Origin of the sequence: Candidatus Blastococcus massiliensis AP3, assembly GCF_000582785.1 — a bacterium.
GTDB lineage: Bacteria > Actinomycetota > Actinomycetes > Mycobacteriales > Geodermatophilaceae > Blastococcus > Blastococcus massiliensis.
Map to the genome: position 1 here is coordinate 653804 of NZ_HG931175.1, position 25020 is coordinate 678823.

Here is a 25020-nt window from a genome sequence, read left to right on the forward strand (position 1 = left end):
GCTCCGAGTCAGGCGTGGGCGGCGTCGAACTGGCGGAGCTCCTTCTTGAGCTCGTTCAGCTCGTCCCGCAGCCGCGCCGCGACCTCGAACTGGAGCTCGCGGGCCGCGGAGAGCATCTGCTCGTTCATCGTCTGGATCATGTCGGCCAGCTCGGCCCTGGGCAGGCCCTGCACGTCGATCGAGCCTGCCTTGGCCTTGCCCTTGGACGACAGGCCGGGAACCGGCGACTTGCCCCGGGACTGCTGCCGCCCCGAGCCGCCGAGCAGCTCGGTGGCCGCCTCGGCGTCCTCGGCCGCCTTGTAGATGCCGTCGAGGATGTCGACGATCTTCTTCCGCAGCGGCTGCGGGTCCACGCCGTGCTCGGTGTTGTAGGCGATCTGCTTCTCGCGCCGGCGGTTCGTCTCGTCGATGGCCTGCGCCATCGACGGCGTGATCTTGTCGGCGTACATGTGCACCTGACCGGAGACGTTGCGCGCCGCGCGCCCGATGGTCTGGATCAGGGACTTGCCCGACCGGAGGAAGCCCTCCTTGTCGGCGTCGAGGATCGCCACCAGCGAGACCTCCGGCAGGTCGAGCCCCTCGCGCAGCAGGTTGATGCCGACCAGCACGTCGTACTCGCCCTGCCGCAGCTCCCGCAGCAGCTCGACCCGGCGCAGCGTGTCGACCTCGGAGTGCAGGTACCGCACCTTGATGCCGAGCTCGAGCAGGTAGTCGGTGAGGTCCTCGGCCATCTTCTTGGTCAGGGTGGTGACCAGGATCCGCTCGTCCTTCTCCGTGCGGAGGCGGATCTCGTGGACCAGGTCGTCGATCTGCCCCTTGGTCGGCTTGACCACGACCTCGGGATCGATCAGGCCGGTCGGCCGGATGACCTGCTCGACGACATCGCCTTGCACCTTGCCGAGCTCGTAGTCGCCCGGCGTCGCCGAGAGGTAGACGGTCTGGTGGATCCGGTCGGTGAACTCCTCCCACTTGAGCGGGCGGTTGTCCATCGCCGAGGGCAGCCGGAAGCCGTGCTCGACCAGCGTGCGCTTGCGGCTCATGTCCCCCTCGTACATGCCGCCGATCTGCGGAACGGTCACGTGCGACTCGTCGATGACGAGGAGGAAGTCGTCGGGGAAGTAGTCGATGAGACAGGCGCCGGCGCTGCCGGGGGCACGGCCGTCGATGTGCCGCGAGTAGTTCTCGATGCCGGAGCAGAAACCGACCTGCCGCATCATCTCGATGTCGTAGGTGGTGCGCATGCGCAGCCGCTGGGCCTCCAGCAGCTTGCCCTGCCTCTCCAGTTCCGCGAGCCGGACCTCGAGCTCGGCCTCGATCCCGCGGATCGCCCGTTCCATGCGGTCGGGCCCGGCGACGTAGTGGCTGGCCGGGAAGACGAACAGCTCCTCGACCTCGCGGACGACCTCGCCGGTCAGGGGATGCAAGTAGTAGAGCCGCTCGACCTCGTCGCCGAACATCTCGATCCGGACGGCGAGCTCCTCGTACACGGGGAAGACCTCGATCGTGTCGCCCCGCACCCGGAAGGTGCCGCGGGTGAAGGAGAGATCGTTCCGCGTGTACTGCTCGGTGACCAGGGTGCGGAGCAGCTCGTCGCGGTCGCGCTCCTCCCCCTTCCTGATCTTGAGCGCCCGCTCCACGTACTCCTGCGGGGTGCCGAGGCCGTAGATGCACGAGACGGTCGAGACCACCACGACGTCGCGCCGGGTGAGCAGGCTGTTGGTCGCCGAGTGCCGCAGCCGCTCGACCTCCTCGTTGATCGAGGAGTCCTTCTCGATGTACGTATCGGTCTGGGGGACGTACGCCTCGGGCTGGTAGTAGTCGTAGTAGGAGACGAAGTACTCGACGGCGGCGTCGGGCAGCAGCTCCTTGAACTCGTTGGCCAGCTGCGCGGCGAGGGTCTTGTTCGGCGCCATCACCAGGGTCGGGCGCTGCACCTGCTCGATGAGCCAGGCCGTGGTCGCCGACTTGCCGGTGCCGGTCGCACCCAGGAGGACCGTGTCCTGCGCCCCCGAGTTCACCCGCTCGGCGAGCGCCGTGATGGCGGCCGGCTGGTCACCCGCCGGCTCGAACTCGCTGACGACGCGGAAGCGGCCCTGCGTGGGCCTGATGTCGGAGGTCGTGCGCACGTCCACGAAGGTACGTCGGGGGTGCGACAGAACGGAGGTCGAGCGTTCGGCCGCTGTTCCGGGGCGTCGCCGGCACCGGACGCGACAGAGCTGCCGCAGGTACTTGTGGGGACCCGCGTGGTCGTTCTAGCGTCGCGGCTCGCAGGGGCGCTCCAGGGCCAGCGCCACCCGGGTGTCCACCGGGCGAGGTCGGCCCCCCGCTCCGCGCACGGCGCCCCCGCGGTTCTCCCGCGGGGGCGCCGTCGTCCTCCCGGGGCGGCCGCCGACCTCACACAGTTCCCAGGTGTGCGGGGCGCGTCCCGCGGGCACCGGCCAACGGTCGCCCCACCGAGGCCTCCTCCGCCACGATGGTGGAGCGAGGCCCAGGCCCACGTCCGGTGGGCCACCAGCGCAGGAGGAAGCAGTTCATGACCCAGGTCTGGCCCGGCAGTGCCTATCCCCTCGGGGCCACCTACGACGGCACCGGCACGAACTTCGCGATCTTCAGCGAGGTCGCCGACAAGGTCGAGCTCTGCCTCTTCGACGACGAGGGCAACGAGGAGCGCATCCGCCTCCCCGAGATGGACGGCTACGTCTGGCACGCGTTCCTCCCCGGCATCCACCCGGGGCAGAAGTACGGCTTCCGCGTGCACGGCCCGCACGATCCGGCCCAGGGCCTGCGCTGCAACCCGAACAAGCTGCTGCTCGACCCGTACGCGAAGGCGATCGACGGCCAGATCGACTGGGACCCGGCCGTCTTCGGCTACGACTTCGAGACCAAGGAGCGCAACGACGACGACTCGGCGCCGCACATGCCGAAGTCCGTCGTCGTCAACCCGTACTTCGACTGGGGCGTGGACCGCCCGCCGAAGACCCCCTACAACAAGACCGTCATCTACGAGGCCCACGTCAAGGGCCTGACGATGACCAATCCGCGGATCCCCGAGGAGCTGCGCGGCACCTACGCCGGCGTCGCGCATCCGGCGACGATCGAGCACCTCACCGACCTGGGCGTGACGGCGATCGAGCTGCTGCCGGTGCACCAATTCGTGCAGGACGACACGCTGCAGCAGAAGGGCCTGCGGAACTACTGGGGCTACAACACCATCGGCTTCTTCGCGCCGCACAACGAGTACGCCAGCAACACCAACGCCGGGCAGCACGTGCAGGAGTTCAAGGGCATGGTCCGCGCCCTGCACGAGGCGGGCATCGAGGTCATCCTCGACGTCGTCTACAACCACACCGCCGAGGGCAACCACCTGGGCCCGACGCTGTCCTTCCGCGGCATCGACAACCGCACGTACTACAAGCTCGTCGAGGGCGACGAGCAGCACTACATGGACTACACCGGCACCGGGAACACGCTCAACGTCCGGACGCCGCAGTCGCTGCAGCTGATCATGGACTCGCTGCGCTACTGGGTCACCGAGATGCACGTCGACGGCTTCCGCTTCGACCTCGCCTCCGCGCTGGCCCGCGAGCTGCACGCCGTCGACCGGCTGGCCACCTTCTTCGACCTCGTCCACCAGGACCCGGTCGTCAGCCAGGTGAAGCTGATCGCCGAGCCGTGGGACGTCGGCGAGGGCGGCTACCAGGTCGGCAACTTCCCGGCGCTGTGGACCGAGTGGAACGGCAAGTACCGCGACACCGTCCGCGACTTCTGGCGCGGCGAGGGCGGCACGATCGGCGAGTTCGCGGACCGGATCTCCGGCTCCTCCGACCTGTACCAGCACTCGGGCCGGCGCCCGGTGGCCAGCATCAACTTCGTCACCGCGCACGACGGCTTCACCCTCAACGACCTGGTCTCCTACAACGAGAAGCACAACGAGGCCAACGGCGAGGACAACAACGACGGCGAGAGCCACAACCGCAGCTGGAACCACGGCGTCGAGGGCGACACCGACGACCCGGAGATCCTGCAGCTGCGCGCCCAGCAGCGGCGCAACTTCATCGCCACGATGATGCTCAGCCAGGGCGTGCCGATGCTCCTGCACGGTGACGAGCTCGGCCGCTCGCAGGGCGGCAACAACAACGGCTACTGCCAGGACTCCGAACTCACCTGGATCGACTGGGAGAACGTCGACGAGGGCCTGCTCGAGTTCACCAAGAAGGTCACCAAGCTGCGCTGCGACCACCCGACCTTCCGGCGCCGCCGGTTCTTCCACGGCCGGCCGGTCCGCCGCGGTCTCGGCGACCCGGTGCCCGACATCGCCTGGCTGACCCCCGCGGGCGAGGAGATGGCCGACGAGGACTGGGACGCCGCGTACGCCAAGTCGATGGCCGTCTACCTCAACGGCGTCGGCATCCGCGAGATGGACGAACGCGGCGAGTACGTCAAGGACGACCACTTCTACCTGGCCTTCAACGCCTCCGCGGAGACGATCGAGTACACGCTGCCCAGCGACTACTACTCGCGGGCGTGGACGACGGTCCTCGACACCGCCGAGATGCACGAGGTCGAGCCGGTCGAGATCAAGCCCGGTGACACCGTGACCGTCCAGGGCCGCTCGATCGTCGTGCTCACCGGGCCGGCCGAGTGACCGGGCCGGCCGACGACGGCGGGGAGCGCCGCCGGGGCGTCCCCGCCGCGACCTACCGGCTGCAGGTGCACGCCGGCTTCCGGCTCGAGGACGCCGCCGGGGTGGCCGACTACCTGGCCGACCTCGGCGTGACGCACGCCTACTCCTCCCCCCTCCTGCGCTCCGCCGAGGGCAGCAACCACGGGTACGACACCGTCGACCACGCGCACATCGACGAGGCCCGCGGCGGCCGCGAGGGCTTCGACGGGCTCGTCACGGCGCTGCACCGGCACAACCTCGGCCTGGTGCTCGACCTGGTGCCCAACCACATGGGCGTCGACGACCCGGCCGCGGCGCCGTGGTGGTGGGACGTGCTCCAGCACGGCCGGGACTCGCGGCACGCGGCGGCGTTCGACATCGACTGGGAGTTCGGCGGCGGCAAGGTCCGCATCCCGGTGCTGGGGTCGGCGGACGACGTCGCCGAGCTGAAGCTGGTCGACGGCGAGCTCCGCTACTACGACAACCGCTTCCCTGTCGCGCCGGGCACGGGTCAGGGAACGCTCCAGGAGGTGCACGCCCGTCAGCACTACGAGCTGGTCGACTGGCGGCGGGCGGACAGCGACCTCAACTACCGGCGCTTCTTCGCGATCAACACCCTCGCGGGCCTGCGGGTCGAGGACCCGGCGATCTTCGACGCGACGCACGCACTCGTGCTCGACCTCGTGCGCGAGGGGGCCGTGGACGGGCTGCGGATCGACCACCCTGACGGGCTGGCCGACCCGAAGGGCTACCTGGCGCGGCTCGCCGAGGCCTCGGGCAACCGCTGGACCGTGGTGGAGAAGATCCTCGAGCCCGGCGAGGAGCTGCCCGCGGATTGGGCGACGGCGGGGACGACGGGCTACGACGCGCTCACCGAGGTCGACCGCGTGCTCGTGGACCCTGCCGGCGAGCCGGGGCTCACCGCGCTGGACACCGAGCTCGCCGGACGGGCCGTCGACTACGCGCAGCTCGTGCGGATGTGCAAGCGCGAGGTCACCGACGGCATGCTCGGCTCGGAAGTCGCCCGGCTGGTGCGGGTCATCGGCGAACTGCCGGGCCTGGACGCCGCCCAGCAGACCGAGACGCTGGCGGAGCTGCTGGCGAGTTTCCCGGTCTACCGCAGCTACCTGCCCGACGGCCGTGAGCACCTCGACCGCACCGTGGCGGCCGTGCGGGAGCGCCGGCCGGACCTCCAGCCGGCCCTCGACGCGCTGCACTCGGTGCTCTCCCAGTCCGGCAGCGAGGCGGCCACCCGCTTCGAGCAGACCAGCGGACCGGTCATGGCCAAGGGCGTGGAGGACAGCGCCTACTACCGGTGGTCCCGGTTCGTGGCGCTCAACGAGGTGGGCGGCGACCCGGCCGAGTTCGGCGGCACGGTCGCGGAGTTCCACGCCGCGCAGGCGCACCGGCTCGCGGTCAAGCCGCTGTCGATGACCACGCTCTCCACGCACGACACCAAGCGCAGCGAGGACGTGCGCGCCCGCCTGGCGGTGCTCGCCGAGCTGCCCTCCGAGTGGACACAGCTCGTGCGGGGCTGGCTGTCCCGCCACCCGCTCGCCGACCGCTCGCTCGCGCACCTCGTGTGGCAGAACCTGGTCGGGGCGTGGCCGCTGTCCCGCGAGCGGGCGCACGCCTACGTCGAGAAGGCCGCGCGCGAGGCCGGCACCTCCACCACCTGGACCAACCCGGTGCAGGAGTTCGAGGACCAGCTGCACGCAGTGGTGGACGCCGCCTTCGACGACCAGACGACGACGGCGGAGATCGAGAAGTTCGTCGCCCGGATCGCGCCGCTCGGGTGGTCGAACTCGCTCACCCAGAAGCTGCTGCAGCTCACGATGCCCGGCGTCCCGGACGTCTACCAGGGCACCGAGCTGTACGACTTCTCCCTGGTCGACCCCGACAACCGCCGTCCGGTGGACTACGCGCGCCGGCGGGAGCTCCTGGCCGCCCTGGACGCCGGGGAGGTGCCGGCGCTCGACGAGTCGGGTGCGGCGAAGCTGCTGGTCGTGTCCCGGGCGCTGCGGGCGCGTCGCGACCACCCGGAGTGGTTCGCGGGCTACGAGCCGGTCGAGGTGCGCGGGTCGGGCGCCGAGCACGTGGTCGCCTACGACCGCAGTGGCCCCTCGCAGGACGGCGTCGTCGTCGTGGCGACCCGGCTGCCGGCCCGACTCGCGGAGACCGGGTGGGGGGACACCGCGCTGCAGCTGCGCACCGGGGCGTGGCGGGACCTGCTCACCGGGGAGCGGATCGTCTCCGACGTCGCCGGCGTCGCCGCGGACGTGCTGCTCACCCGGCTGCCGGTGGCCCTGCTCGTCCGCGCCTGACCCGGCGAGATCCGCACACTCGACCCCTTCGGCGCCCCTGATGGGGCGAGTGTGCAGATCTCGCCCGTGGTGTGATGCCCGCGTGCACATCGAGGCGCTGTACCGGTTCCCCGTGAAGTCCCTGCTCGGCGAGCGGGTGGACCAGGCGCGGGTGACCGCCCGAGGGCTGCTCGGGGACCGGGCGTACGGGCTGGTCGACACCTCCGACGGCACGGTCGCCAGCGCGAAACACCCGCGCAAGTGGGGCGCGCTGCTCGGCCTCTCGGCGCGCTTCGTGGCGGAGCCGGAACCGGACGCGCCCCTGCCACCGGTCACGATCACGCTGCCCGACGGCACGCCGCTGCGCAGCGACGACGCGGGCACCGACGCGGCGCTGTCCGATCTGGTCGGCCGCCCGGTGCGGCTGACCAGCGAGGCGCCCGCCGGCAGCCGGTTCGAGGAGCAGTGGCCCGCCATCGAGGGGCTGGCCCCGGCGGAGTTCATCGAGGGGACGACGCACGCCTACGAGGGCGCCGAGCCGGTCAGCGCCATCGACCTCGGGCTGCTGGCACCCGGCACCTTCTTCGACCTCGCGCCGCTGCACCTGCTGACCCGGGCCACGCTCGACCGGCTGACCGAACTCGGCGGCGGCAGCGACTTCGACGTGCTCCGGTACCGCCCCAACGTCCTGGTCGGGGGCACGGAGGCGGGCTTCGCCGAGGACGAGTGGGTGGGGCGTTCCGTCGGCCTGGGGGCCGACGTCCGCGCCGACGTCAGCATGCTGACCATGCGCTGCGTGATGACGACGCTGGCCCAGGGCGACCTGCCCGAGGACCGCGACACGCTGCGCACCGTCGCGCGGCACCACCGCCGGGAGATCCCCGGCCTGGGCACCTGGGCGTGCGCCGGGGTCTACGCCGGCGTCAGCGGCGCCGGCGTCCTCCGCACCGGCGATCCCGTCACGATCGACTGACGCCACGGCGGAGTGGCCGGCCAGTAGGTTCCCGCCCGTGAAGGCAGCGGTACGCACGCGGTACGGCCCCCCGCACGTCGTCCGCATCGACGAGGTGCCGGCGCCGGAACCGGCCCCCGCGGAGCTGCTCGTCCGGGTGCACGCGACGACGGTGAACCGCACCGACTGCGCGTACCGGAGCGGCACCCCGTTCGCGACCCGCGTGGTGAGCGGATTCCCGGCTCCCCGTGCGGAGATCCTGGGCACGGAGTTCGCCGGAGTGGTGGAGCGAGTGGGAGCTCAGGTCACGGCGTACGCGATCGGTGACCGCGTGTTCGGCTACGTCGAGGGGCGCTTCGGCGCGCACGCCGAGCTCCTCACCGTGCCCGAGCGCGGATCGATGGCCGTCGTTCCGGCGGGGGTCGGCTACGCGGAAGCCGCCGCGGCGACCGAAGGTGCCCACTACGCCCTGGCCATGATCCGCGTGGCGAGGACGCGCCCGGGACAGCACGTGCTGGTCCTCGGCGCGAGCGGCGGCATCGGCTCTGCTGCCGTCCAACTCCTCGTGGCGGGCGATGTCACGGTCACCGCCGTGACGCGCGACGCCGTCGACCGGGTGGCCGGCCTGGGCGCGGACCGCGTGGTCGAGGCGGCGGCGGACGCCGTCCCGGACGACGGCACGCGGTACGACGCCGTCTTCGACGCGGTCGGGAAGAGCTCGTTCGGCCGGTACCGGCACCGGCTCACCGAGCGAGGTGTCTACACCTCCTCCGAGCTCGGCCCGAAGGGACAGAACATCCCCTTGTCGCTGCTGTCGCCGCTGTCCCGTGGACGCCGCGTCCGGTTCCCCTTCCCGCTGCACGACCGGGCGATGATCCAGCGGATCGCCCATCTGCTTGCCGACGGCCGACTCCGGCCGCTGATCGACCGGCGCTACCCGCTCGACCGGATCCTCGAGGCGTACCGCTACGTGGAGTCGGGCCAGAAGATCGGCAACGTCGTCGTGGACGTCGTGCGCTGATCACGCCGGCCGCTGCGCCTCGACCGGCTCACCTAGCTCGAGAAGGACGACGGCGTCGTCCGCACCGGGGACCCCGTCACGCTGCCCTGAGCGGCGGGTTCGGGTCGCCGTGCCGCAACGCGGTGCTGCCCACCCGGGACCGTCGCTGCGGCGACGTGCCGGACATGCATGGACGCTCGTGGCCGCTCGACACGCCCGGTGATCGCGACATACTCCGCCGATGGCGCTGTACGACGAGATCGGGCACACGTACCGGCGCACGCGTCAGCCCGACCCGCGGATCGCGGCGGCCATCGTCCATGCACTCGGCGACGTGGACAGCGTCGTCAACATCGGCGCCGGCTCCGGGTCCTACGAGCCGCCGCAGACGGTGGTGGCCGTCGAGCCCAGCCGGGTGATGCTCGGTCAGCGTCCGCCCGGATCCGCACCGGCGGCCGAGGCGGTCGCCGAGGCGCTCCCGCTCGCGGACGATGCCGTCGACGCCGCGCTGGCCGTGCTCACCGTCCACCACTGGAGCGATGTCGCCGCAGGCATCGCGGAGATGCGCCGGGTCGCACGGCGACGGGCGGTCTTCTTCACCTGGTGGCCCGAGCGAGTGGCCGATTTCTGGCTGCTGCGCGACTACCTGCCCGCGGCCGCGGAGACCGACGCCCGCCTCGCCGTCGGGTTGGAGGAGCTCACCCGCCTGCTGGGTGACGCCGAGCTGCGCCCGGTGCCGGTCCCGCACGACTGCATCGACGGCTTCGCCGCCGCGTTCTGGCGCCGGCCGGAGGCCTACCTCGACCCGGAGGTCCGAGCCGGGATGTCCGTGTTCGCGAAGACCGACCCGACGGCGGTGACCGACGGACTCCGGCGTCTCGAGGAGGACATCCGCTCCGGCGTCTGGCACCGCACCCACCCCGACCTCCTCCAGCAGGACGCCCTCGACGTCGGCTACTGCACAGTCAGCGTGGACCTCTGACCCGGGGAGCGCCCCGACCTGAGGTTGACCTGGCGGTCGCCGGGCATGATCCGACCGCTCCCCCAATCCGCACCGCCCCGGAGGCCCCCGCATGTCCGCACCTGTCGAGTTCGCCGTCTGGGCACCGCTGCCGGAGCGGGTGCGCGTCCAGGTCGACGGCGCCGTGCACGACATGACCCGCGACGACGGCGGGTGGTGGCGGACCGAAGTCGTAGCGAGCCCCGAGGCCGACTACGGCTTCCTGCTCGGCGACGGCGAGACCCCCCGGCCGGACCCACGCTCGAGGCGTCAGCCCCAGGGTGTGCACGGCCTCTCCCGGCGGTACGAGCCGGAGAGCTACGAGTGGCACGACGGCGCCTGGACCGGGCGCCCGCTGGCCGGTGGCGTCGTCTACGAGATGCACGTCGGCACCTTCACGCCCGAGGGCACGCTCGACGCCGCGATCGGCCGGCTCGGTCACCTCGTCCGGCTCGGCGTGGACTTCGTCGAGCTCCTCCCGGTCAACGGCTTCAACGGCACCCACAACTGGGGCTACGACGGCGTCCTCTGGTACGCGGTGCAGGAGGAGTACGGCGGCCCCGCGGCCTACCAGCGTTTCGTCGACGCCTGCCACCAGCAGGGCCTCGGCGTCATCCAGGACGTCGTCTACAACCACCTCGGCCCGTCGGGGAACTACCTGCCCGAGTTCTTCCCGATCTTCAGCGAGGGCGGCCCCAATCCGTGGGGCGCCTCGATCAACCTCAGCGGCCCCGACTCCGACGAGGTGCGCCGCTACGTCATCGACAACGCGCTCATGTGGCTGCGGGACATGCACGTCGACGGACTGCGGCTGGACGCCGTCCACGCGCTGGTCGACGAGCGCGCCACCCACGTGCTCGAGGAGATGGCGCAGGAGGTGGACCGGCTCTCGGTCGCCGTCGGCCGGCCGCTGACCCTCATCGCGGAGAGCGACCTCAACGACCCGCGCATGGTGACGCCGCGGGTCGCCGGCGGCCTGGGCCTCACCGCGCAGTGGAGCGACGACTTCCACCACGCGCTGCACTCCGTGCTCACCGGCGAGGGGCAGGGCTACTACTCCGACTTCGCCGAGGCGGGCCTGGGCGGGCTGGCGAAGACGCTGACCGGCGCCTACTTCCACGACGGCGCCTGGTCGAGCTTCCGCCGGCGGCACCACGGGCGCCCGGTCGACACCGCGACCCTCCCGGGCTGGAAGTTCCTCGGCTACCTGCAGGACCACGACCAGATCGGCAACCGCGCCGTCGGCGACCGGATCTCGGCCTCCCTCTCCCCCGGCCTGCTCGCCGTCGGCGCCACCATCACGCTCACCAGCCCCTTCACGCCGATGCTCTTCATGGGCGAGGAGTGGGGCGCGAGCACGCCGTGGCAGTTCTTCACCAGCCACCCCGAGCCCGAGCTCGGCAAGGCGACCGCCGAGGGCCGCATCGGCGAGTTCGCCGAGCACGGGTGGGACGCCGACGTCGTCCCCGACCCGCAGGACCCGGAGACCTTCACCCGGTCCAAGCTCGACTGGTCGGAGCTGTCGGAGGAGCCGCACGAGCGCCTGCTGGCCGTGCACCGCTCCCTCCTGGCCTTGCGGCGGGCGCACCCCGACCTGGTCGACCCCGACCTCTCCCAGGTCCAGGTCGTGTGGGACGACGCCGACCGCTGGCTGGTCGTGCACCGTGGCAGCCTGCGCGTCGTGGTGAACCTGGCCGACCAGCCCCGGGAGATCGATCTGGACCGGCCGGCGGGCGAGGTCCTGTTCGCGACGGCGGACCTGCCCGCGCTGGACGGCGGGACGGTCACCCTCCCGGCCGAGAGCGCGGCCGTGGTCACCACCGCCTGATGCGCCGGTTGCTGCCGGCACCGGCCGAGCTGGACGACGACGGGCTGGTCGAGGCCTACCGGCTGCCCGAGGGCCCTGCTCTGCGGGTGAACTTCGTGGCCTCGCTCGACGGCTCGATCGCGGTGGACGGGAAGAGCGCGGGTCTCGGCTCACCGGGTGACAGGCGGGTGTTCCGGGTGCTCCGGGCCCTTGCCGACGTCGTCCTGGTCGGCCACGGGACCGCGGCGACCGAGGGCTACCGCGCGGTGGCGCCCGACTCGCCGGTCGGACGGCTGCGCACCGCGATCGGCCGGCCCGCGACGGTCCCGGTCGCCGTGGTGTCGCGCCGGGCGGCCCTCGACCCGGCGTCCGGACTCGTGACCGACGCCGTGTCGCCGACGCTGCTGGTCACGTGCGCGTCCGCCGACGCCGGACGGCGCACGGCCCTGGCCGAGGCGGGCGTCGAGGTGCTGGTCTGCGGCGACGACGACGTCGACCTTCCGGCTGCCGTCGCCGCGCTGGCCGCGCGGGGCCTCGAGCAGGTGACGTGCGAGGGCGGGCCGCAGCTCCTGCACGCCGCCCTGACCGCCGGCGTGGTGGACGAGCTCGACCTGACGATCGCGCCGGCCCTGGTCGGCTCCCCGCAGCGGCTGCTCGGCACCGTGCTGCCCGGGCCCGCCGGCCTGGAGCTGCGCCAACTGCTGGAGGAGGACGGCGTCCTGTTCACCCGCTACTCGGTCGCCCCCGGCGCCCGGTAGCCGACGGACTGGGCGCGGGTCAGCGCCTCCAGCGTCTCCTCGACGGTGAGCAGCACGGTCGTCGAGACGTCGCTCAGCGCACCGCCGCCGCCGATCGCCAGCGCCACGGCGGCCATCGAGACGTTGTCCGGGGCCTCCCAGAGCGTGAAGCCGTCGTGCTCGCCGAAGGCGTACCAGAACCCGTGCAGCTTCCCGCCGACCGATTCGATGTAGGCGCTCGCTGCCCTCCGGCGGTCCTCGGGATCGGCGATCATCATCGCCCACGTCTCCGGGGTGTAGTCGAACCTCGTCAGGTACATGGGCATGGGCTGCCTCCTCGATGACCCCGCGAGGGGGAACGCTAGGAGCCGGCCCTCCCCCGGTCGAGGGCCCGCGACGCGGTGCCGCCCCCGCGTCCGGGAGAGTGGCCGGGACAGGCGCGAGCGACGGCGAGGAGCAGACATGGAACCGCTGGACCGGGGCACCATCGCCGGGCGCATCGCGGACTTCCCCCGGGTCGCGGCCGACCGGCCGGAGCTCAAGCAGGCCGCCGTCGCGCTCTGCGTGACCGAGCGGGACGGCGCTCCCACGCTGGTCATCACCCGCCGCGCCGCGGGGCTGCGCGCGCACGCCGGCCAGTGGGCGCTCCCCGGCGGCCGGCTCGACGCCGGCGAGGGCCCGGTGGAGGGCGCGCTGCGGGAGCTGCACGAGGAGATCGGGGTGGAGCTCGGCCCGGAAGCCGTTCTGGGGGTGCTCGACGACTACGTGACGCGGTCGGGCTACGTCATGACGCCGGTGGTCTGCTGGGCCGGCCCGGTGGACGACTTCACCGGCTCGGACACCGAGGTCGCCGCAGTCTTCGAGGTGCCGCTGACCGAGCTCGACGTGGACCCGGTCTTCGAGGCGATCCCCGAGTCGGAGTCGCCGGTGATCCGGCTGCCGCTGATGGGCGGCTTCGTGCACGCGCCGACGGCCGCCGTCGTCCACCAGTTCTGCCGGATCGCCTGCCGCGGCGAGGTCGAGCGGGTGGCCGGCTACGAGCAGCCGGTCTTCGCCTGGCGATGACGGTCCCGCCGACCATGATCGGCTGATTGACTGAGCGGCATGGACCTGCCGCTGAACCCGCCGGTGAAGCCCATGCTGGCCAAGGCCGCGACGAAGCTCCCGGTCGGCGACGACCTGTTCTACGAGCCCAAGTGGGACGGCTTCCGGTGCATCGTCTTCCGGGACGGCGACGAGGTGGAGCTGGGCAGCCGCAACGAGCGGCCGCTCACCCGCTACTTCCCCGAGGTCGTCGAGGCGGTCAAGGCCCAGTTGCCGGAGCGGTGCGTCGTCGACGGCGAGATCATCGTCCCCGCCGGTGACCGGCTGCACTTCGAGGCGCTGCTGCAGCGCATCCACCCGGCCGAGTCGCGGGTGCGGCTGCTCGCCGAGCAGACGCCGGCGTCCTTCGTCGCCTTCGACCTGCTCGCCATCGGGGACGAGTCGCTGCTGGAGACGCCGTTCGCCGAGCGCCGGGCCCGGCTGGAGAGCGCCCTGAGCGGCATCCGGCCGCCGGTCTACGTCACCGGGATCACCCGAGACCCGGAGACGGCGCAGCGCTGGTTCGACACCTTCGAGGGGGCGGGTCTCGACGGCGTGGTCGCCAAGGCCGCCGCACTCCCCTACGGCACCGACCAGCGGCTGATGACCAAGGTCAAGCACGTGCGCACCGCCGACTGCGTGGTCGCCGGGTTCCGCTGGCACAAGAGCGGCCCGATCGTCGGCTCGCTGCTGCTGGGCCTCTACGACGGCACCTCGCTGCAGCACATCGGCGTCGCGGCGTCCTTCCCCATGAAGCGGCGGGCCGAACTGGTCGAGGAGCTCGCCCCCTACCGCGCCGAGGCGCTGGACGGGCACCCGTGGCAGGACTGGGCCAACGCCCAGGTTCCCCAGGGGGAAGACGGAGCGAACGGCCTGGGGACTCGCATGCCGGGAGCGGTCAGCCGGTGGAACGCGAAGAAGGACCTCTCGTGGGTTCCGCTGCGTCCCGAACTCGTGGTGGAGATCAAGTACGACCAGCTCGAGGGTCGTCGACTTCGTCACACCGGCCAGTTCCTGCGCTGGCGGCCGGACCGCGACCCGCTGAGCTGCACGTACGACCAGCTGGACGTGCCGGTGCGCTACGACCTCGCCGAGGTGCTGGAGACCCCCTGAGGCCTCCTGCGGGGTTTCCCGCGCGCTCGCGAGTGGGTGGGGGGCGGAAGGGTCCTTATCCTCGTGATCATGCGTCAGCACCGCGGCCGGCGTGCCGTCGTCCCCAGCCTGATCGCCGCCCTCAGCCTCGTCGTGGCCGGCTGCACCTCGTCCGGCGACGATCCGGAGCCCGAGGCGACGGCCACCCCCACGGCACCGGCCGAGCCGACGGCGGAGCCGATCGAGTGGGAGGACTGCAACGAGCTGGTCCGGCCGCTCCTCGAGGGCCAGCCCGGCAGCGAACGTCCGCTGGACTTCGAGTGCGGCAGCGTCAACGTGCCGATCAGCTACGACGCGCCGGACAGCGACCGGCTGCCACTGGTCATGCTGCGCGCGGTGCACGGCGCCCAGACCGACCGGATCGGCTCGCTCGTGGTCAACCCGGGCGGGCCCGGCGCCTCGGGGCTCGACGCTGCGATCGCCCTGGCGCTGACCATGCCGGAGAACGTGCTGCAGCGCTTCGACCTGGTGGGCTTCGACCCGCGGGGCGTCGGGTCGACCGAGTCGGCGATCGACTGCATCCCCGCCGAGCTCAAGGACCGCATCGTCGCCGCCGAACCGCAGCCGACCACCGCGGAACAGCTCGACGAGGCGTTCGCCCTCGCGGACGAGGTGGCCGAGGGCTGCGCCGAGCGGTACGAGTCCCCCGAGGCGCTCGGTGCGTTCAACACCGTCGACACCGCCCGGGACATGGACCTCATCCGGCAGGCACTCGGCGACGAGCAGCTCACCTACCTCGGCTACTCGTACGGCACCACACTGGGCTCCACCTACGCCGAGCTGTTCCCGGACCGGGTCCGCGCCCTCGTGCTCGACGCCGCCGTCGACCCGGACGGTGACCCGCGGGCCGACGCCGAGGCCAGTGCCGCCGCGTTCGAGGCGGGCTTCGACGCCTTCGCGCAGAACTGCACGTCCCTGATCGCGGGCTGTCCGCTCGGTCCGGACCCCCGCCTGTTCGTGGAGGACCTGCTCCTGCAGGCCTCGGAGGCGCCGATCCCCAGTGCCCAGCCGGACGAGACGCGGCTGGCGACGCCGGGTGTCGTCCAGCTCGCGGTGCAGGCGGCGCTGTACGACACCGGGTCGTGGCCGCAGCTGTCCCAGGCCCTGGCCGCCGCCCGGCTGGGCGACTCCGCCGGGCTCTTCTCCCTGGCCGACAGCTACTCCGGGCGCCTCGCGGACGGCGAGTACACCAACCTGCTCGACGCCAACGTGGCGATCAACTGCGCCGACACCGACGAGACCTACGAGGCCGACGAGGTGCGGGCGCTGGCCGCCGAGTGGGACGCGACCTACCCGCTGTTCGGGGCCGGCGCGGCAGTCAGCCTGTACACCTGCACGCCGTGGGAGGCCGAGCGCACCCCGCTCCCCGAGCGCGACGCGGAGGGCAGTGCCCCCATCCTCGTGGTCGGCACGGAGGGCGACCCGGTGACGCCGCTGCCCGGCGCGGTGGAGCTCGCCGAGGACCTCGCCTCCGGCGTCCTCCTGACGTGGCAGGGGCAGGGGCACACCGCCTACCCGAAGACCCCGTGCGTGACCGACGCGGTCAACCAGTACCTCATCGACCTGGTGCCCCCGATGGACGGCCTCACCTGCCCTGCGTGAGACTCGGCGCCCGGCCGAGGAGCGGCTCCGGCCGATGAGGGGATGGGCGGAATGGCGAGCAGCAAGGACGCGGTGATCCTCGACGTCGCCGGGCACGAGGTGCGGGTCTCCAATCCGGAGAAGCCGTACTTCGCCGACAAGGGGATCCGCAAGATCGACGTCGTCGAGTACTTCGTCGCGGTCGGCGAGGGCATCCTGTTCGCGCTGAGGGACCGGCCGACGACGCTCGAACGCTGGCCGGGCGGGGTGTTCGAGGGTGCCCGGATCTCCACCCGCGTGGACAACAGCGGCGACGCGTTCTACCAGAAGCGGGTGCCGAAGAACGCCCCGCCGTGGGTGCCGACGGCGCACATCACCTTCCCCAGCGGACGGACCGCCGACGAGATCGCGCCGGACTCCGTCGCCGTCGTCGCCTGGTGCGCCAACCTCGGCACGCTGACCTTCCACCCGTGGCCGGTCGACAAGGCCGACGTCGAGTCGCCGAACCAGATCCGCATCGACCTGGACCCGCAGCCGGGCACCGACTTCTCCGACGCCGTCCGGGTCGCCCCGCACGTGCGGGAACTGCTGCACGAGTTCGGTATGGAGGGCTGGCCCAAGACCTCCGGCGGCCGCGGGGTGCACATCTACGTGCCGATCCAGCCGCGCTGGACGTTCACCGAGGTGCGGCACGCGGTGATCGCGTTCGGCCGCGAGCTGGAACGGCGCCTCCCGGACCTCGTGACCATGTCGTGGTGGAAGGAGGAGCGCGGCGAGAAGATCTTCATCGACTACAACCAGATGGCCCGGGACCGCACGATCGCCTCGGCGTACTCCATCCGGCCCAAGCCGCACGCCCCGGTCTCGGCCCCCGTCGACTGGGACGAGTTGCCGGACGTCTCGCCGTTCGACTTCGACGTCCTGACCATGCCCGACCGCTTCCGCGCGGTGGGCGACAAGCACGCCGGCCTGGCCGGGCACGCCTTCGGCATCGAGCCGCTGCTGGAGCTCTTCGAGAAGCAGGTCGAGGACGCAGGGCTGGGCGACCTGCCCTATCCGCCCGACTACCCCAAGATGCCCGGCGAGCCGATGCGCGTGCAGCCCAGCCGGGCCAAGCGGGTCACCAGCGACGACGGCTGAACCGGCCTCACCCGGACGAGGGGCCGGGCGCGCTGGAGCCGTGCTACGGAATCGTGCCGGCCCGTACGGTCCGGTCCCACGCATCGAGAACGGGGACCGAGTGATGGGCGCACCGTGGGCTACCGGCCCGCAGCCGCAGCAGCCGTGGGGCCAGCAGTGGGTGCCGCCGCCGGCACCTGCCGGCCCGCCGCCCCGCCCGCCCCGCCGGCCGCAGAACTCCGCCGGTCTGACCGGTGGCGTCGTCGCACTGCTGCTGGTCGCCGCCGCCGGCGGCTTCGTCGTCGGCCGGGTGACTGCCGGGGACGACCGGCAGAGCGCCGAGCGAAGCGCGATCGCGGTCGCGGCCGGCCGCCCCCTGGAGGCTGCCTACCGCGCCTGCACCGCGAGGGACGACGGGAACACCCTGAGCCTGCGGGACGGCGGAACCACGATCGTCATCGAGACGCGGAGCGAGTACGGCGACCCGGCCGGCCTGCACTGCGTCCTCGGCGAGCTGGACACCCCGCACGCCATCACGGCCCAGATGGACCGGACCACCGCGATGATGGGCGTCCAGGAGGCCGAGGACGACGGCATCGTCTACAGCTTGACGTACCACCCGGACAACGGCGTCGACATGGTCATCACCAGCGCCGGCGGCAACTAGGAGCCCGGCTCCGCACACGGCCCGCCCGGCCCGGAGCGCGACTCCGCCGAGGCCTGATCACCCGGTTCCTCCCCCGTCGGGGTGACGCCACCTCCCGGATCGCACTGCCGGCCTCCATTCCCGGGCAACCCTGGTCGAAGCAGGGATGTCGGTCCAGGAGAGGAGTGGGGATGAAGCGCGCACTCGTGGCGTACGGCGTCGTCTTCGTCGTCCTCATGATGGTCTCCCGCGAGTTCGAGGCAGCGGGCTGGACCGGCGTCGGCGCCCTCGAGATCGCCGAGGCCCTCGTGAACTCGGTGCTGGTCCTGGCCCTCGTCGCCGCGGTCCTGCTGGCCGGCCGGCTCGGGTTCGAACGCTGGGAGCTCTCCGTGTACCGGTGGCGGCGCGAGCAGGCGCGTGCCGCGCGCAGCGCGATGCTCGAGGCGGAGATCATCGGTGTCACGTCGTGGCGCTCCGGCCCGCACCGCCCGGGTCCCGCTCCGCTGCCGCACGTCGAGCCGGCGTCCGCGGCGCCGCAGCCGCCGTCCGCGGGCTTCACCTACGTCGGCCCGTCCTACGGTCACGACGTACCGCCCACGCCGCCCTTCCCGGAGGAGCCCGGCCGCCGGTTCTGATCCCGTTCCGGGCTCGGCGCGGCGGTCCTGAACGCCCTCGACCGGCCCGGATGCCGGCCCAGGCCTGGTCCCTTCCGGTGATCAGCCGCTACGCTTTGGGACGTCGGGAAGGCCCTGCGCTATGGCAGGACCCCGATGCACAACCTCAGCTAGGAGCGAGCAATGCCCGAAGGTACTGTCAAGTGGTTCAACGCAGAGAAGGGGTTCGGCTTCGCCACCCCTGACGGTGGCGGACCTGACGTGTTCGTCCACTACTCGGCCATCCAGACCAGCGGGTACCGCTCGCTCGACGAAGGCCAGCGGATCGCGTTCGACATCGAGCAGGGCCAGAAGGGCCCGCAGGCTGCGAACGTCACCCCGCTCTGATCTCCTGATCAGACTCGCGACGCGTCTGATCTCCTGATCAGACTCGCGACGCCCCCGCCCGGCACTGCCGGGCGGGGGCGTCGTCGTTCGTCAGGCCGGATCGCGCCGGCTCAGCGGGCCCGCGGCACGTAGCCACCGATCAGCGCCGACATGAGCAGCGCGCCGTCGTGCGGCCCGACCGCGGACGCGGCCTCGGCGAACGCCCGCCAGCGCTCCCGCTCGACGTCGGTCGGCGCGTGCTCGGCCCGCGCCGCCAGCTGCTCGAGCAGCCGGTCCCACTCCCCCTGCGGCGTCGGCCACAGGCCGGCGAGCCGCCGCGCCTCCGCGGAGATCGCGGTGATGCGCACGATGTCGCCGGCGTGGTTGGTCAGCGGCTCGATGTAGCCGGCGGACGCCAGCGCCTTCGCCGCCACGATCACGTCCGCCTTGGGCAGGCCGCTCGCCGGCACCACCGCGCCGAGCAGGTACGGGGAACCGCCGTGCTCGGGGGCGTCCACGAGCCGGGCGATCGCCCGCAGCACGGGCAGGTCGCGGGTGAACCAGGTGTCGGGCAGCGGAGAGGTCACGGAGGTCAGTCTCCTCGCCGGGCTCGTCGCGGCGTGCGGCCACCTCGCCCTCGCGGTGTGGCAGCCGGGCTCGCGGTCGACCGCGCACCCGGCTGCCACACCGCGAGAAGGGGCAGACCCGTTCAGTCGCGGGGACCGGTGAGCTCCGGCCGGGTCGCCAGGATGACGCCGAGCGCCGTGTAGCCGAGCAGCAGGTGACCGGTGCTGACGAACGCGCTCCCCTCGTCACCGACCAGCGCGATGGCCGGGATCATGAACAGCAGCCAGGTCTCCGCGATGGCCGGCCAGATCCGCGCCGGGCCGCGCCACCGGCCCGCGATGGCGATGCGGATGCCGATCGCGGCCATGCCCAGCATCGACAGCGGCCAGAACGCGTCGAGCGCCAGCCAGAACGCGTCCTCGGACACGTCGGGAGCGACCATCCACTGGATCGAGGAGGCGATGGCCAGGCCCAGCATCACGTGCTCGGCGTGCAGGAACCCACGGGCCAGCCGGCCGGTGCCCGTCGCGCCGGTGCGCAGCTGCACGGTGACCAGGGCGACCAGACCGAGCTGGAACAGCAGCGACGAGGCCTTGTAGGCCAGCGGGTACTCGCCGTCGACCGGGTCGATGTCGTAGGTGAGGGCGGTGCCGACGGCCCAGGCGGCCGCGCCGACCGCCATGGCGACGCCGCCGAGGCGGACCGTCCTCGTCAGGTCGGACGACCGGCTCGGGGGAGCCACCGACGGCGCATCGGTGCGGGCGGACGGCGGGCTGGTGTTGACGGACATCGTTCCTCCGGGAGACGGGGCGCGATGCCCCGGTGGCATCGCCGGCCTCGACCGTCGTCGGCCGCCGTCCCGGGCAGCCAGTGCCGTGCCGGCAGATCGCGCCCGGGTCCGTCCCGGGTGGAACGGGACACCGTGCCCCTGTCCGACGGGACACCGGTCCCGGCATGATCCGCGCGTGGAGGTCCGGGAGCGCACCGCCGCGGCCGCACCCACGGCCGTCCGGCAGGCACGCTCCCGGTGGGACCGGGTGGTGCCCGCACTGGGCTGGATCGGCCTGGCCGTCACGTTCGCCGCCGTGGCGGCCACGGTCGTCCTCGACGTCATCACCCCCGAGGCGGCCCGGACCGCCACCGAGTCGGGCCGAGGCTGGGAGATCGGCCTGTCCGGCGTGCTGCTGGCCGTCCCCGGTGCGCTGCTCCTGCAGCGCGCCCCGCGGAACGCGGTCTCCTGGGTCGTCGCGGGCATGGCCCTCTTCTGGGCCTTCGACGGGCTGGCCTCGTCCTGGCTGGCCTACGCGGTGCACAGCGACCCGCCGCTGGCCGGAGCCTCGCTCGCCTTCTGGTTCGTGCAGCGGTTCGGCGCCTGGCTGCTGTTCGGGCTTCCCCTGCTGCTCCTGCTCTATCCCGACGGCCGGCTGCCCACCGGCCGCTGGCGCGTGGTCTCGCTCGTGGCCCTGGGCTGCACCGCGCTGCTGCCCGTACTGGTGGTCACCACACCGGCGGACCTGCTCGACGAACGGGCCGGGCAGTCGATGCCGGAGCCCTACCAGGGACTGGACCTCGACCCGACCAGCCTGCCGCTGAGCGAGGCCGTGGTGATGCCGCTGCTCCACCTGGCCTTCCCGCTCAGCGCCGTCGGGATCGTGCTGCCGCTCGCCGTCGTCGTCCACCGGCTGCGTGCGGCCACCGGCGACGACCGGCGGCGGATGCACTGGCTGCTGTGGGCCGGTGTCGTCGACGCGCTGGTCATCACGGCCGCGCTGCTCTTCCCCTCGACCACGATCAGCCTCGACCTCACGATCGCCATCGGCCTCACCGGTCTGGCCGTGACGGTCGGCATCCTGCGTCCACGCCTGGTCGACATCGACCGGCTGCTCGGCGGGACGCTGGTGTACGGCGGGCTGGCGGTCGGCGTCGTCGTCCTCGACCTCGCGGTGCTGGCGGTGGCCGGCGTGTTCCTGGACGACCGCTTCGACGAGCGCAACGCCCTCGTCGTCACCCTGCTGCTGGTCGCGATGGTCTACGTGCCGCTGCGGGCGGCGCTGTGGCGGATCGTCCGCCGCTGGGTCCTCGGCGAGCGGGAGGACCCCTACCGGGTCGTCTCGGGCCTGGCCGAGCGGTTGGAGCGCAGCGACGGGCCGGAGGAGCAGCTGATGGCGGTGGCCGCCTCGGTCGCGGAGGCCTTCCGCTCGTCCTACGTCGGCGTCGAGGTCGGGGCTCCCGGCGGGCAGCAGGTGGTGGCCGAGCACGGCCGCCGCCCCGGCGCGCTCCAGACGCTGCCGATCGCCTACCGCGGCGAGCAGATCGGCCGGCTGCTCCTCCCCCGGGACGGCGTCCGCGCCCGGCTGGTCACGCGCGACGAGCGGCTCCTCGCCGACGTGGTCCGGCAGGCCGCCGCCGCGGCGCGCGCCAGCTCCCTGGCCCTCCAGCTGCAGGCCAGCCGGGAGCAGCTCGTCAGCGCGCGCGAGGAGGAACGCCGCCGGCTGCGCCGCGATCTGCACGACGGTCTCGGGCCCAGCCTGGGCGCTGTCGTCCTCCGGATCGACACCGCCCGCAACCTGGCGGCCGACGGTCGGGCCGAGGAGGCCGACCGGATGCTGCGGCAGGCACGCGACGACGTCGCCACGGCGCTGACCGACGTCCGGCGGCTGGTGCACGACCTGCGGCCACCGGCCCTGGACGACCTCGGCCTGGCCGGGGCTGTGCGCCAGCAGGCCGAGCGGGTGCTGCCCGCGCAGGTCACGGTCACCGTCACCGAAGGCCCCGGGGTCGCCGAGCTCCCCGCCGCGGTGGAGGTGGCGGCCTACCGGATCGCCTCCGAGGCGCTGGCGAACGCCGCCCGGCACGCGGCCCCTTCGCGCGTCGCCGTCGCGCTGGAGTGCGACGACGGCACGCTGGTCGTAACGGTGACCGACGACGGCGTCGGCATCGACCCGGCGGCCCCCGCGGGTGTCGGCCTGATCTCGCTGCGGGAGCGGGCGGCGGAACTCGGCGGCCGGTGCACGGTCGAGTGCCCACCCTCCGGCGGCACGGTGGTGCGGGCGGTCCTGCCCGCGGGAGGAGGAGTCGATGAGCGGCGCGGCTGAGCCGGGGACCGACGAGGAACCGCTGCGGATCCTGGTGGTGGACGACCACCCGGTGTACCGCGACGGCCTGGCAGTGCTGCTGGGCTCGGTGCCCGGCCTCGTCGTCGTCGGCACGGCGGCCGACGGCGGGTCCGCGGTGACCCTCGCGGTGGACGAGCAGCCCGACGTCGTCGTGATGGACGTGCAGATGCCCGGCATGGACGGCATCGAGGCGACCCGGCGGATCACCACTGCCTCGCCGTCGGTGGGCGTCGTCGTCCTGACCATGAGCGAGGACGACGGCACCGTGTTCGCCGCCGTCCGCGCCGGTGCCCGCGGCTACCTGCTCAAGGGCGCCGACCAGGAGGAGGTCGTCCGGGCGATCACGACGGTGGCCAACGGCGGTGCGGTCTTCGGGGCCGCGCTGGCCCGCCGGATCGCGGAGTTCTTCAGCGCCGGGCCGGCCGGTCCGGAGACCGCCTTCCCGCAGCTGACCGCCCGCGAGCGGGAGGTGCTCGACCTGGTCGCGGCCGGCCGGTCGAACGCCCAGATCGCGGCGGCCCTGTACCTGTCGCCCAAGACGGTCCGCAACAACGTGTCGAACGTGCTGACCAAGCTGCAGGTCACCGACCGGGCGCAGGCGATCGTGCGGGCCCGCGACGCCGGGCTCGGGCGCTGACCGCGGGGAATGGCGCTCGGGCGGAGCTGGTTCGTCTGGACATGACGACCTCCTCCCAGACCCCGAAGGTGCAGAAGACCGACGAGGAGTGGCGCGCGCAGCTGTCGCCGGAGGAGTACGCGGTGCTCCGCCAGGCCGGCACCGAGCGCGCCTGGACCGGTGAATACGTCGACACCAAGACCGTCGGCGTCTACGAGTGCCGCGCCTGCGGCGCCGAGCTGTTCCGGTCCGAGACCAAATTCGACTCGCACTGCGGCTGGCCCTCGTTCTACGAGGCCTCGGCCGAGGACAACGTGATCCTCCGCGAGGACCGCAGCTACGGGATGATCCGCACCGAGGTGCTGTGCGGCACCTGCCACAGCCACCTGGGCCACCTGTTCGACGACGCCCCGCAGACCCCCACCGGCGACCGGTACTGCATCAACTCGGTCTCCATCCGCCTGCAGCCGGCGGAGTAGCCGGCCGTTCAGGCCAGGTCGCGGACCAGCTCGGCGATCGGCTTGCGGACGCCGCTGTAGAACGGCACCTCCTCGCGCACGTGCCGGCGGGCGCGGCTGGCCCGCAGGTCGCGCATGAGGTCGACGATGCGGTGCATCTCGTCGGCCTCGAAGGCGAGCATCCACTCGTAGTCGCCGAGCGCGAACGCGGCCACGGTGTTGGCGCGCACGTCCGGGTAGGGCCGGGCCTGCATGCCGTGCTCCTTGAGCATGTCCCGCCGCTCCTCGTCGGGCAGCAGGTACCACTCGTAGGAACGGACGAACGGGTAGACGCAGACGTAGCGCCGGGGCTCCTCGTCGGCCAGGAACGCCGGGATGTGGCTGCGGTTGAACTCCGCTGGCCGGTGCAGCGCCATCTGCGACCAGACCGGGTCGAGGTGCCGGCCGAGCGTCGTGCGGCGCAGCCGGGTGTAGGCCTCCTGCAGCGCCTCGGGGGTCGTGGCGTGCCACCAGACCATGAGGTCGGCGTCGGCCCGGAAACCCGCGACGTCGTAGGTGCCGCGGACGACGACGTCCTTGCCGGCCAGCTCCTCGATCAGCGCGGAGACCTCGTCGGCCGCGGGGGTGCGCGCCTCGTCGGCCAGCGGCCGCGCCAACCTGAAGACCGACCACATCGTGTAGCGGATGCTCGCGTTGAGCTCGTTCGCCCGCTTGCCGATGCTGCGTTCCTCGGTCCGTTCCCCGGTCTGCTCGGTCATGGCCCCATCATCCCCCGTGACGTGGACCCGCCCGCGACCCGGTGGCAGGTCGCGGGCGGGTGGGGTTCAGCGTCCCGCGCGCCGGCCGGTCAGCAGGTCGGCGTGCTCGGTGCGGCAGTCGTCGCAGGCGGCCAGCCAGACGTGGTGGCGCAGGCAGCGGTAGGCGGGGCGGGGTCGGGGGACGTTCGGGCGGTTCCGGTCGTGCACGGTGCTCACGCAGGATGCAACGCCGGCGGGCCTGCCGGAATGCCCGCGCGGACCGGTGGCGCCCACCACCTGCCGGGGCGTCTCAGCGGACGGCGACGAGCATGGGACGGCTGCGGCCGGGCAGGCAGGCCAGGGCGGCCAGCCCCAGCGCGACGGCGTCCTCGATGAGAGCCGCCGCCGGGTCGGGCATACGGGCGGCCGCCCACCGACGCCACGCGGCGCCGCCCACCGACCCGACCGCTGCCGCAACGGCGCCCGCCGTCGCCGGCAGGGCG

Annotated in this window: 23 protein-coding genes and 1 pseudogene; 17 read left to right on the top strand and 7 right to left on the bottom strand. The window is 72.7% G+C overall.

Translation table 11 applies throughout. From position 1 onward, the window contains the following. Positions 1-8: 8 nt before the first annotated feature. Entirely contained in the window at positions 9-2126 is a 2118-nt protein-coding gene (gene uvrB / locus BN344_RS17215) for an excinuclease ABC subunit UvrB (RefSeq protein WP_155858929.1), read from the bottom strand. 407 nt (positions 2127-2533) lie between these two features. Here uvrB and glgX point away from each other — a divergent pair, with 407 nt between their 5' ends. From glgX to BN344_RS17250, 7 genes are all read left to right on the top strand, one after another. After that, positions 2534-4645 carry a glycogen debranching protein GlgX gene (gene glgX / locus BN344_RS17220; protein ID WP_040339709.1) on the top strand — a complete coding sequence of 704 codons (2112 nt, stop codon included), beginning with the start codon at positions 2534-2536 and terminating at the stop codon, positions 4643-4645. Further along, positions 4642-6987 (top strand): malto-oligosyltrehalose synthase, encoded by a 2346-nt coding sequence (gene treY / locus BN344_RS17225; protein ID WP_051516065.1) that lies wholly within the window; start codon positions 4642-4644, stop codon positions 6985-6987. Before glgX ends, treY begins: the two co-directional genes overlap by 4 nt. Positions 6988-7069: 82 nt before the next feature. Continuing rightward, complete coding sequence (locus tag BN344_RS17230) at positions 7070-7939, top strand: MOSC domain-containing protein (protein WP_040339710.1); 870 nt, start codon at positions 7070-7072, stop codon at positions 7937-7939. A gap of 37 nt (positions 7940-7976) precedes the next feature. Further along, the gene (locus BN344_RS17235; protein ID WP_040339711.1) at positions 7977-8939 is read left to right on the top strand and encodes an NAD(P)-dependent alcohol dehydrogenase; all 963 of its coding nucleotides are present in this window, start codon (positions 7977-7979) and stop codon (positions 8937-8939) included. Positions 8940-9159: 220 nt separating this feature from the next. After that, positions 9160-9900 (top strand): methyltransferase domain-containing protein, encoded by a 741-nt coding sequence (locus tag BN344_RS17240; RefSeq protein ID WP_040339712.1) that lies wholly within the window; start codon positions 9160-9162, stop codon positions 9898-9900. Positions 9901-9991: 91 nt separating this feature from the next. Beyond that, on the top strand, positions 9992-11746 hold the full coding sequence (gene treZ / locus BN344_RS17245; RefSeq protein ID WP_040339713.1) for a malto-oligosyltrehalose trehalohydrolase: 1755 nt from the start codon (positions 9992-9994) through the stop codon (positions 11744-11746). Beyond that, complete coding sequence (locus tag BN344_RS17250) at positions 11746-12483, top strand: dihydrofolate reductase family protein (protein WP_040339714.1); 738 nt, start codon at positions 11746-11748, stop codon at positions 12481-12483. Before treZ ends, BN344_RS17250 begins: the two co-directional genes overlap by 1 nt. Here the strand turns inward: BN344_RS17250 and BN344_RS17255 are convergent. Then, a complete protein-coding gene (locus BN344_RS17255) occupies positions 12456-12788 on the bottom strand; it encodes a GYD domain-containing protein (RefSeq protein ID WP_040339715.1) in 333 nt (110 codons plus the stop codon). The two genes, BN344_RS17250 and BN344_RS17255, sit on opposite strands and share 28 nt — an antisense overlap. Before the next feature lie 136 nt (positions 12789-12924). On the opposite strand from BN344_RS17255, the gene BN344_RS17260 reads away from it, so the two are divergent. The 7 genes from BN344_RS17260 to BN344_RS17290 all read left to right on the top strand — a co-directional run bounded on the left by BN344_RS17260 (position 12925) and on the right by BN344_RS17290 (position 19044). Then, positions 12925-13527, top strand: a complete 603-nt coding sequence (locus BN344_RS17260) for an NUDIX hydrolase (RefSeq protein WP_040339716.1) — start codon at positions 12925-12927, stop codon at positions 13525-13527. A 39-nt stretch (positions 13528-13566) separates the two neighbouring features. Continuing rightward, on the top strand, positions 13567-14658 hold the full coding sequence (locus BN344_RS17265) for an ATP-dependent DNA ligase (RefSeq protein ID WP_040339717.1): 1092 nt from the start codon (positions 13567-13569) through the stop codon (positions 14656-14658). Between the two features lie 69 nt (positions 14659-14727). Next, the gene (locus tag BN344_RS17270) at positions 14728-16299 is read left to right on the top strand and encodes an alpha/beta hydrolase (RefSeq protein WP_040340100.1); all 1572 of its coding nucleotides are present in this window, start codon (positions 14728-14730) and stop codon (positions 16297-16299) included. A 51-nt stretch (positions 16300-16350) separates the two neighbouring features. After that, a complete protein-coding gene (locus BN344_RS17275) occupies positions 16351-17418 on the top strand; it encodes a DNA polymerase domain-containing protein (protein WP_040339718.1) in 1068 nt (355 codons plus the stop codon). A gap of 103 nt (positions 17419-17521) precedes the next feature. Further along, positions 17522-18064 carry a hypothetical protein gene (locus tag BN344_RS17280; protein WP_040339719.1) on the top strand — a complete coding sequence of 181 codons (543 nt, stop codon included), beginning with the start codon at positions 17522-17524 and terminating at the stop codon, positions 18062-18064. Between the two features lie 170 nt (positions 18065-18234). Beyond that, positions 18235-18678, top strand: a complete 444-nt coding sequence (locus BN344_RS17285) for a hypothetical protein (protein WP_040339720.1) — start codon at positions 18235-18237, stop codon at positions 18676-18678. Between the two features lie 162 nt (positions 18679-18840). Beyond that, on the top strand, positions 18841-19044 hold the full coding sequence (locus BN344_RS17290) for a cold-shock protein (RefSeq protein WP_040339721.1): 204 nt from the start codon (positions 18841-18843) through the stop codon (positions 19042-19044). A 110-nt stretch (positions 19045-19154) separates the two neighbouring features. On the opposite strand, the gene BN344_RS17295 is transcribed toward BN344_RS17290, so the two are convergent. Both BN344_RS17295 and BN344_RS17300 read right to left on the bottom strand, forming a co-directional pair. After that, positions 19155-19610 carry a hypothetical protein gene (locus tag BN344_RS17295; protein ID WP_040339722.1) on the bottom strand — a complete coding sequence of 152 codons (456 nt, stop codon included), beginning with the start codon at positions 19608-19610 and terminating at the stop codon, positions 19155-19157. A gap of 122 nt (positions 19611-19732) precedes the next feature. Then, positions 19733-20380: a hypothetical protein gene (locus tag BN344_RS17300; protein ID WP_040339723.1), complete on the bottom strand. Its 648-nt coding sequence runs from the start codon at positions 20378-20380 to the stop codon at positions 19733-19735. A 175-nt stretch (positions 20381-20555) separates the two neighbouring features. Here BN344_RS17300 and BN344_RS17305 point away from each other — a divergent pair, with 175 nt between their 5' ends. From BN344_RS17305 to msrB, 3 genes are read left to right on the top strand one after another with little or no spacing between them, the layout of a single operon-like run. Next, a complete protein-coding gene (locus BN344_RS17305) occupies positions 20556-22685 on the top strand; it encodes a sensor histidine kinase (protein ID WP_051516066.1) in 2130 nt (709 codons plus the stop codon). Then, positions 22669-23343 (top strand): response regulator, encoded by a 675-nt coding sequence (locus tag BN344_RS17310; protein WP_197022366.1) that lies wholly within the window; start codon positions 22669-22671, stop codon positions 23341-23343. Before BN344_RS17305 ends, BN344_RS17310 begins: the two co-directional genes overlap by 17 nt. 41 nt (positions 23344-23384) lie before the next feature. Beyond that, positions 23385-23801, top strand: a complete 417-nt coding sequence (msrB, locus tag BN344_RS17315) for a peptide-methionine (R)-S-oxide reductase MsrB (RefSeq protein ID WP_040339724.1) — start codon at positions 23385-23387, stop codon at positions 23799-23801. Between the two features lie 8 nt (positions 23802-23809). On the opposite strand, the gene hemQ is transcribed toward msrB, so the two are convergent. The 3 genes and pseudogenes from hemQ to BN344_RS20890 form a co-directional block, all read right to left on the bottom strand. Beyond that, positions 23810-24538 (bottom strand): hydrogen peroxide-dependent heme synthase, encoded by a 729-nt coding sequence (gene hemQ, locus BN344_RS17320; RefSeq protein ID WP_040339725.1) that lies wholly within the window; start codon positions 24536-24538, stop codon positions 23810-23812. Between the two features lie 66 nt (positions 24539-24604). Then, positions 24605-24754 (bottom strand): hypothetical protein, encoded by a 150-nt coding sequence (locus tag BN344_RS19990; protein WP_155858930.1) that lies wholly within the window; start codon positions 24752-24754, stop codon positions 24605-24607. A 73-nt stretch (positions 24755-24827) separates the two neighbouring features. Continuing rightward, positions 24828-25020: pseudogene (locus BN344_RS20890) on the bottom strand (hypothetical protein); the annotation flags it as partial.

What these genes read in the sequence shown, in the direction of transcription:
- BN344_RS17250 (WP_040339714.1), top strand. Translation starts at nt 11,746, where the DNA reads ATGCGCCGGTTGCTGCCGGCACCGGCCGAGCTGGACGACGACGGGCTG.
- BN344_RS17290 (WP_040339721.1), top strand. Translation starts at nt 18,841, where the DNA reads ATGCCCGAAGGTACTGTCAAGTGGTTCAACGCAGAGAAGGGGTTCGGC.
- BN344_RS17275 (WP_040339718.1), top strand. Translation starts at nt 16,351, where the DNA reads ATGGCGAGCAGCAAGGACGCGGTGATCCTCGACGTCGCCGGGCACGAG.
- msrB (WP_040339724.1), top strand. Translation starts at nt 23,385, where the DNA reads ATGACGACCTCCTCCCAGACCCCGAAGGTGCAGAAGACCGACGAGGAG.
- treZ (WP_040339713.1), top strand. Translation starts at nt 9,992, where the DNA reads ATGTCCGCACCTGTCGAGTTCGCCGTCTGGGCACCGCTGCCGGAGCGG.
- BN344_RS17260 (WP_040339716.1), top strand. Translation starts at nt 12,925, where the DNA reads ATGGAACCGCTGGACCGGGGCACCATCGCCGGGCGCATCGCGGACTTC.
- BN344_RS17310 (WP_197022366.1), top strand. Translation starts at nt 22,669, where the DNA reads ATGAGCGGCGCGGCTGAGCCGGGGACCGACGAGGAACCGCTGCGGATC.
- BN344_RS17240 (WP_040339712.1), top strand. Translation starts at nt 9,160, where the DNA reads ATGGCGCTGTACGACGAGATCGGGCACACGTACCGGCGCACGCGTCAG.
- BN344_RS17270 (WP_040340100.1), top strand. Translation starts at nt 14,728, where the DNA reads ATGCGTCAGCACCGCGGCCGGCGTGCCGTCGTCCCCAGCCTGATCGCC.
- BN344_RS17300 (WP_040339723.1), bottom strand. Translation starts at nt 20,380, where the DNA reads ATGTCCGTCAACACCAGCCCGCCGTCCGCCCGCACCGATGCGCCGTCG.
- BN344_RS17265 (WP_040339717.1), top strand. Translation starts at nt 13,567, where the DNA reads ATGGACCTGCCGCTGAACCCGCCGGTGAAGCCCATGCTGGCCAAGGCC.
- BN344_RS17285 (WP_040339720.1), top strand. Translation starts at nt 18,235, where the DNA reads ATGAAGCGCGCACTCGTGGCGTACGGCGTCGTCTTCGTCGTCCTCATG.
- BN344_RS17255 (WP_040339715.1), bottom strand. Translation starts at nt 12,788, where the DNA reads ATGCCCATGTACCTGACGAGGTTCGACTACACCCCGGAGACGTGGGCG.
- hemQ (WP_040339725.1), bottom strand. Translation starts at nt 24,538, where the DNA reads ATGACCGAGCAGACCGGGGAACGGACCGAGGAACGCAGCATCGGCAAG.
- BN344_RS17280 (WP_040339719.1), top strand. Translation starts at nt 17,522, where the DNA reads ATGGGCGCACCGTGGGCTACCGGCCCGCAGCCGCAGCAGCCGTGGGGC.
- glgX (WP_040339709.1), top strand. Translation starts at nt 2,534, where the DNA reads ATGACCCAGGTCTGGCCCGGCAGTGCCTATCCCCTCGGGGCCACCTAC.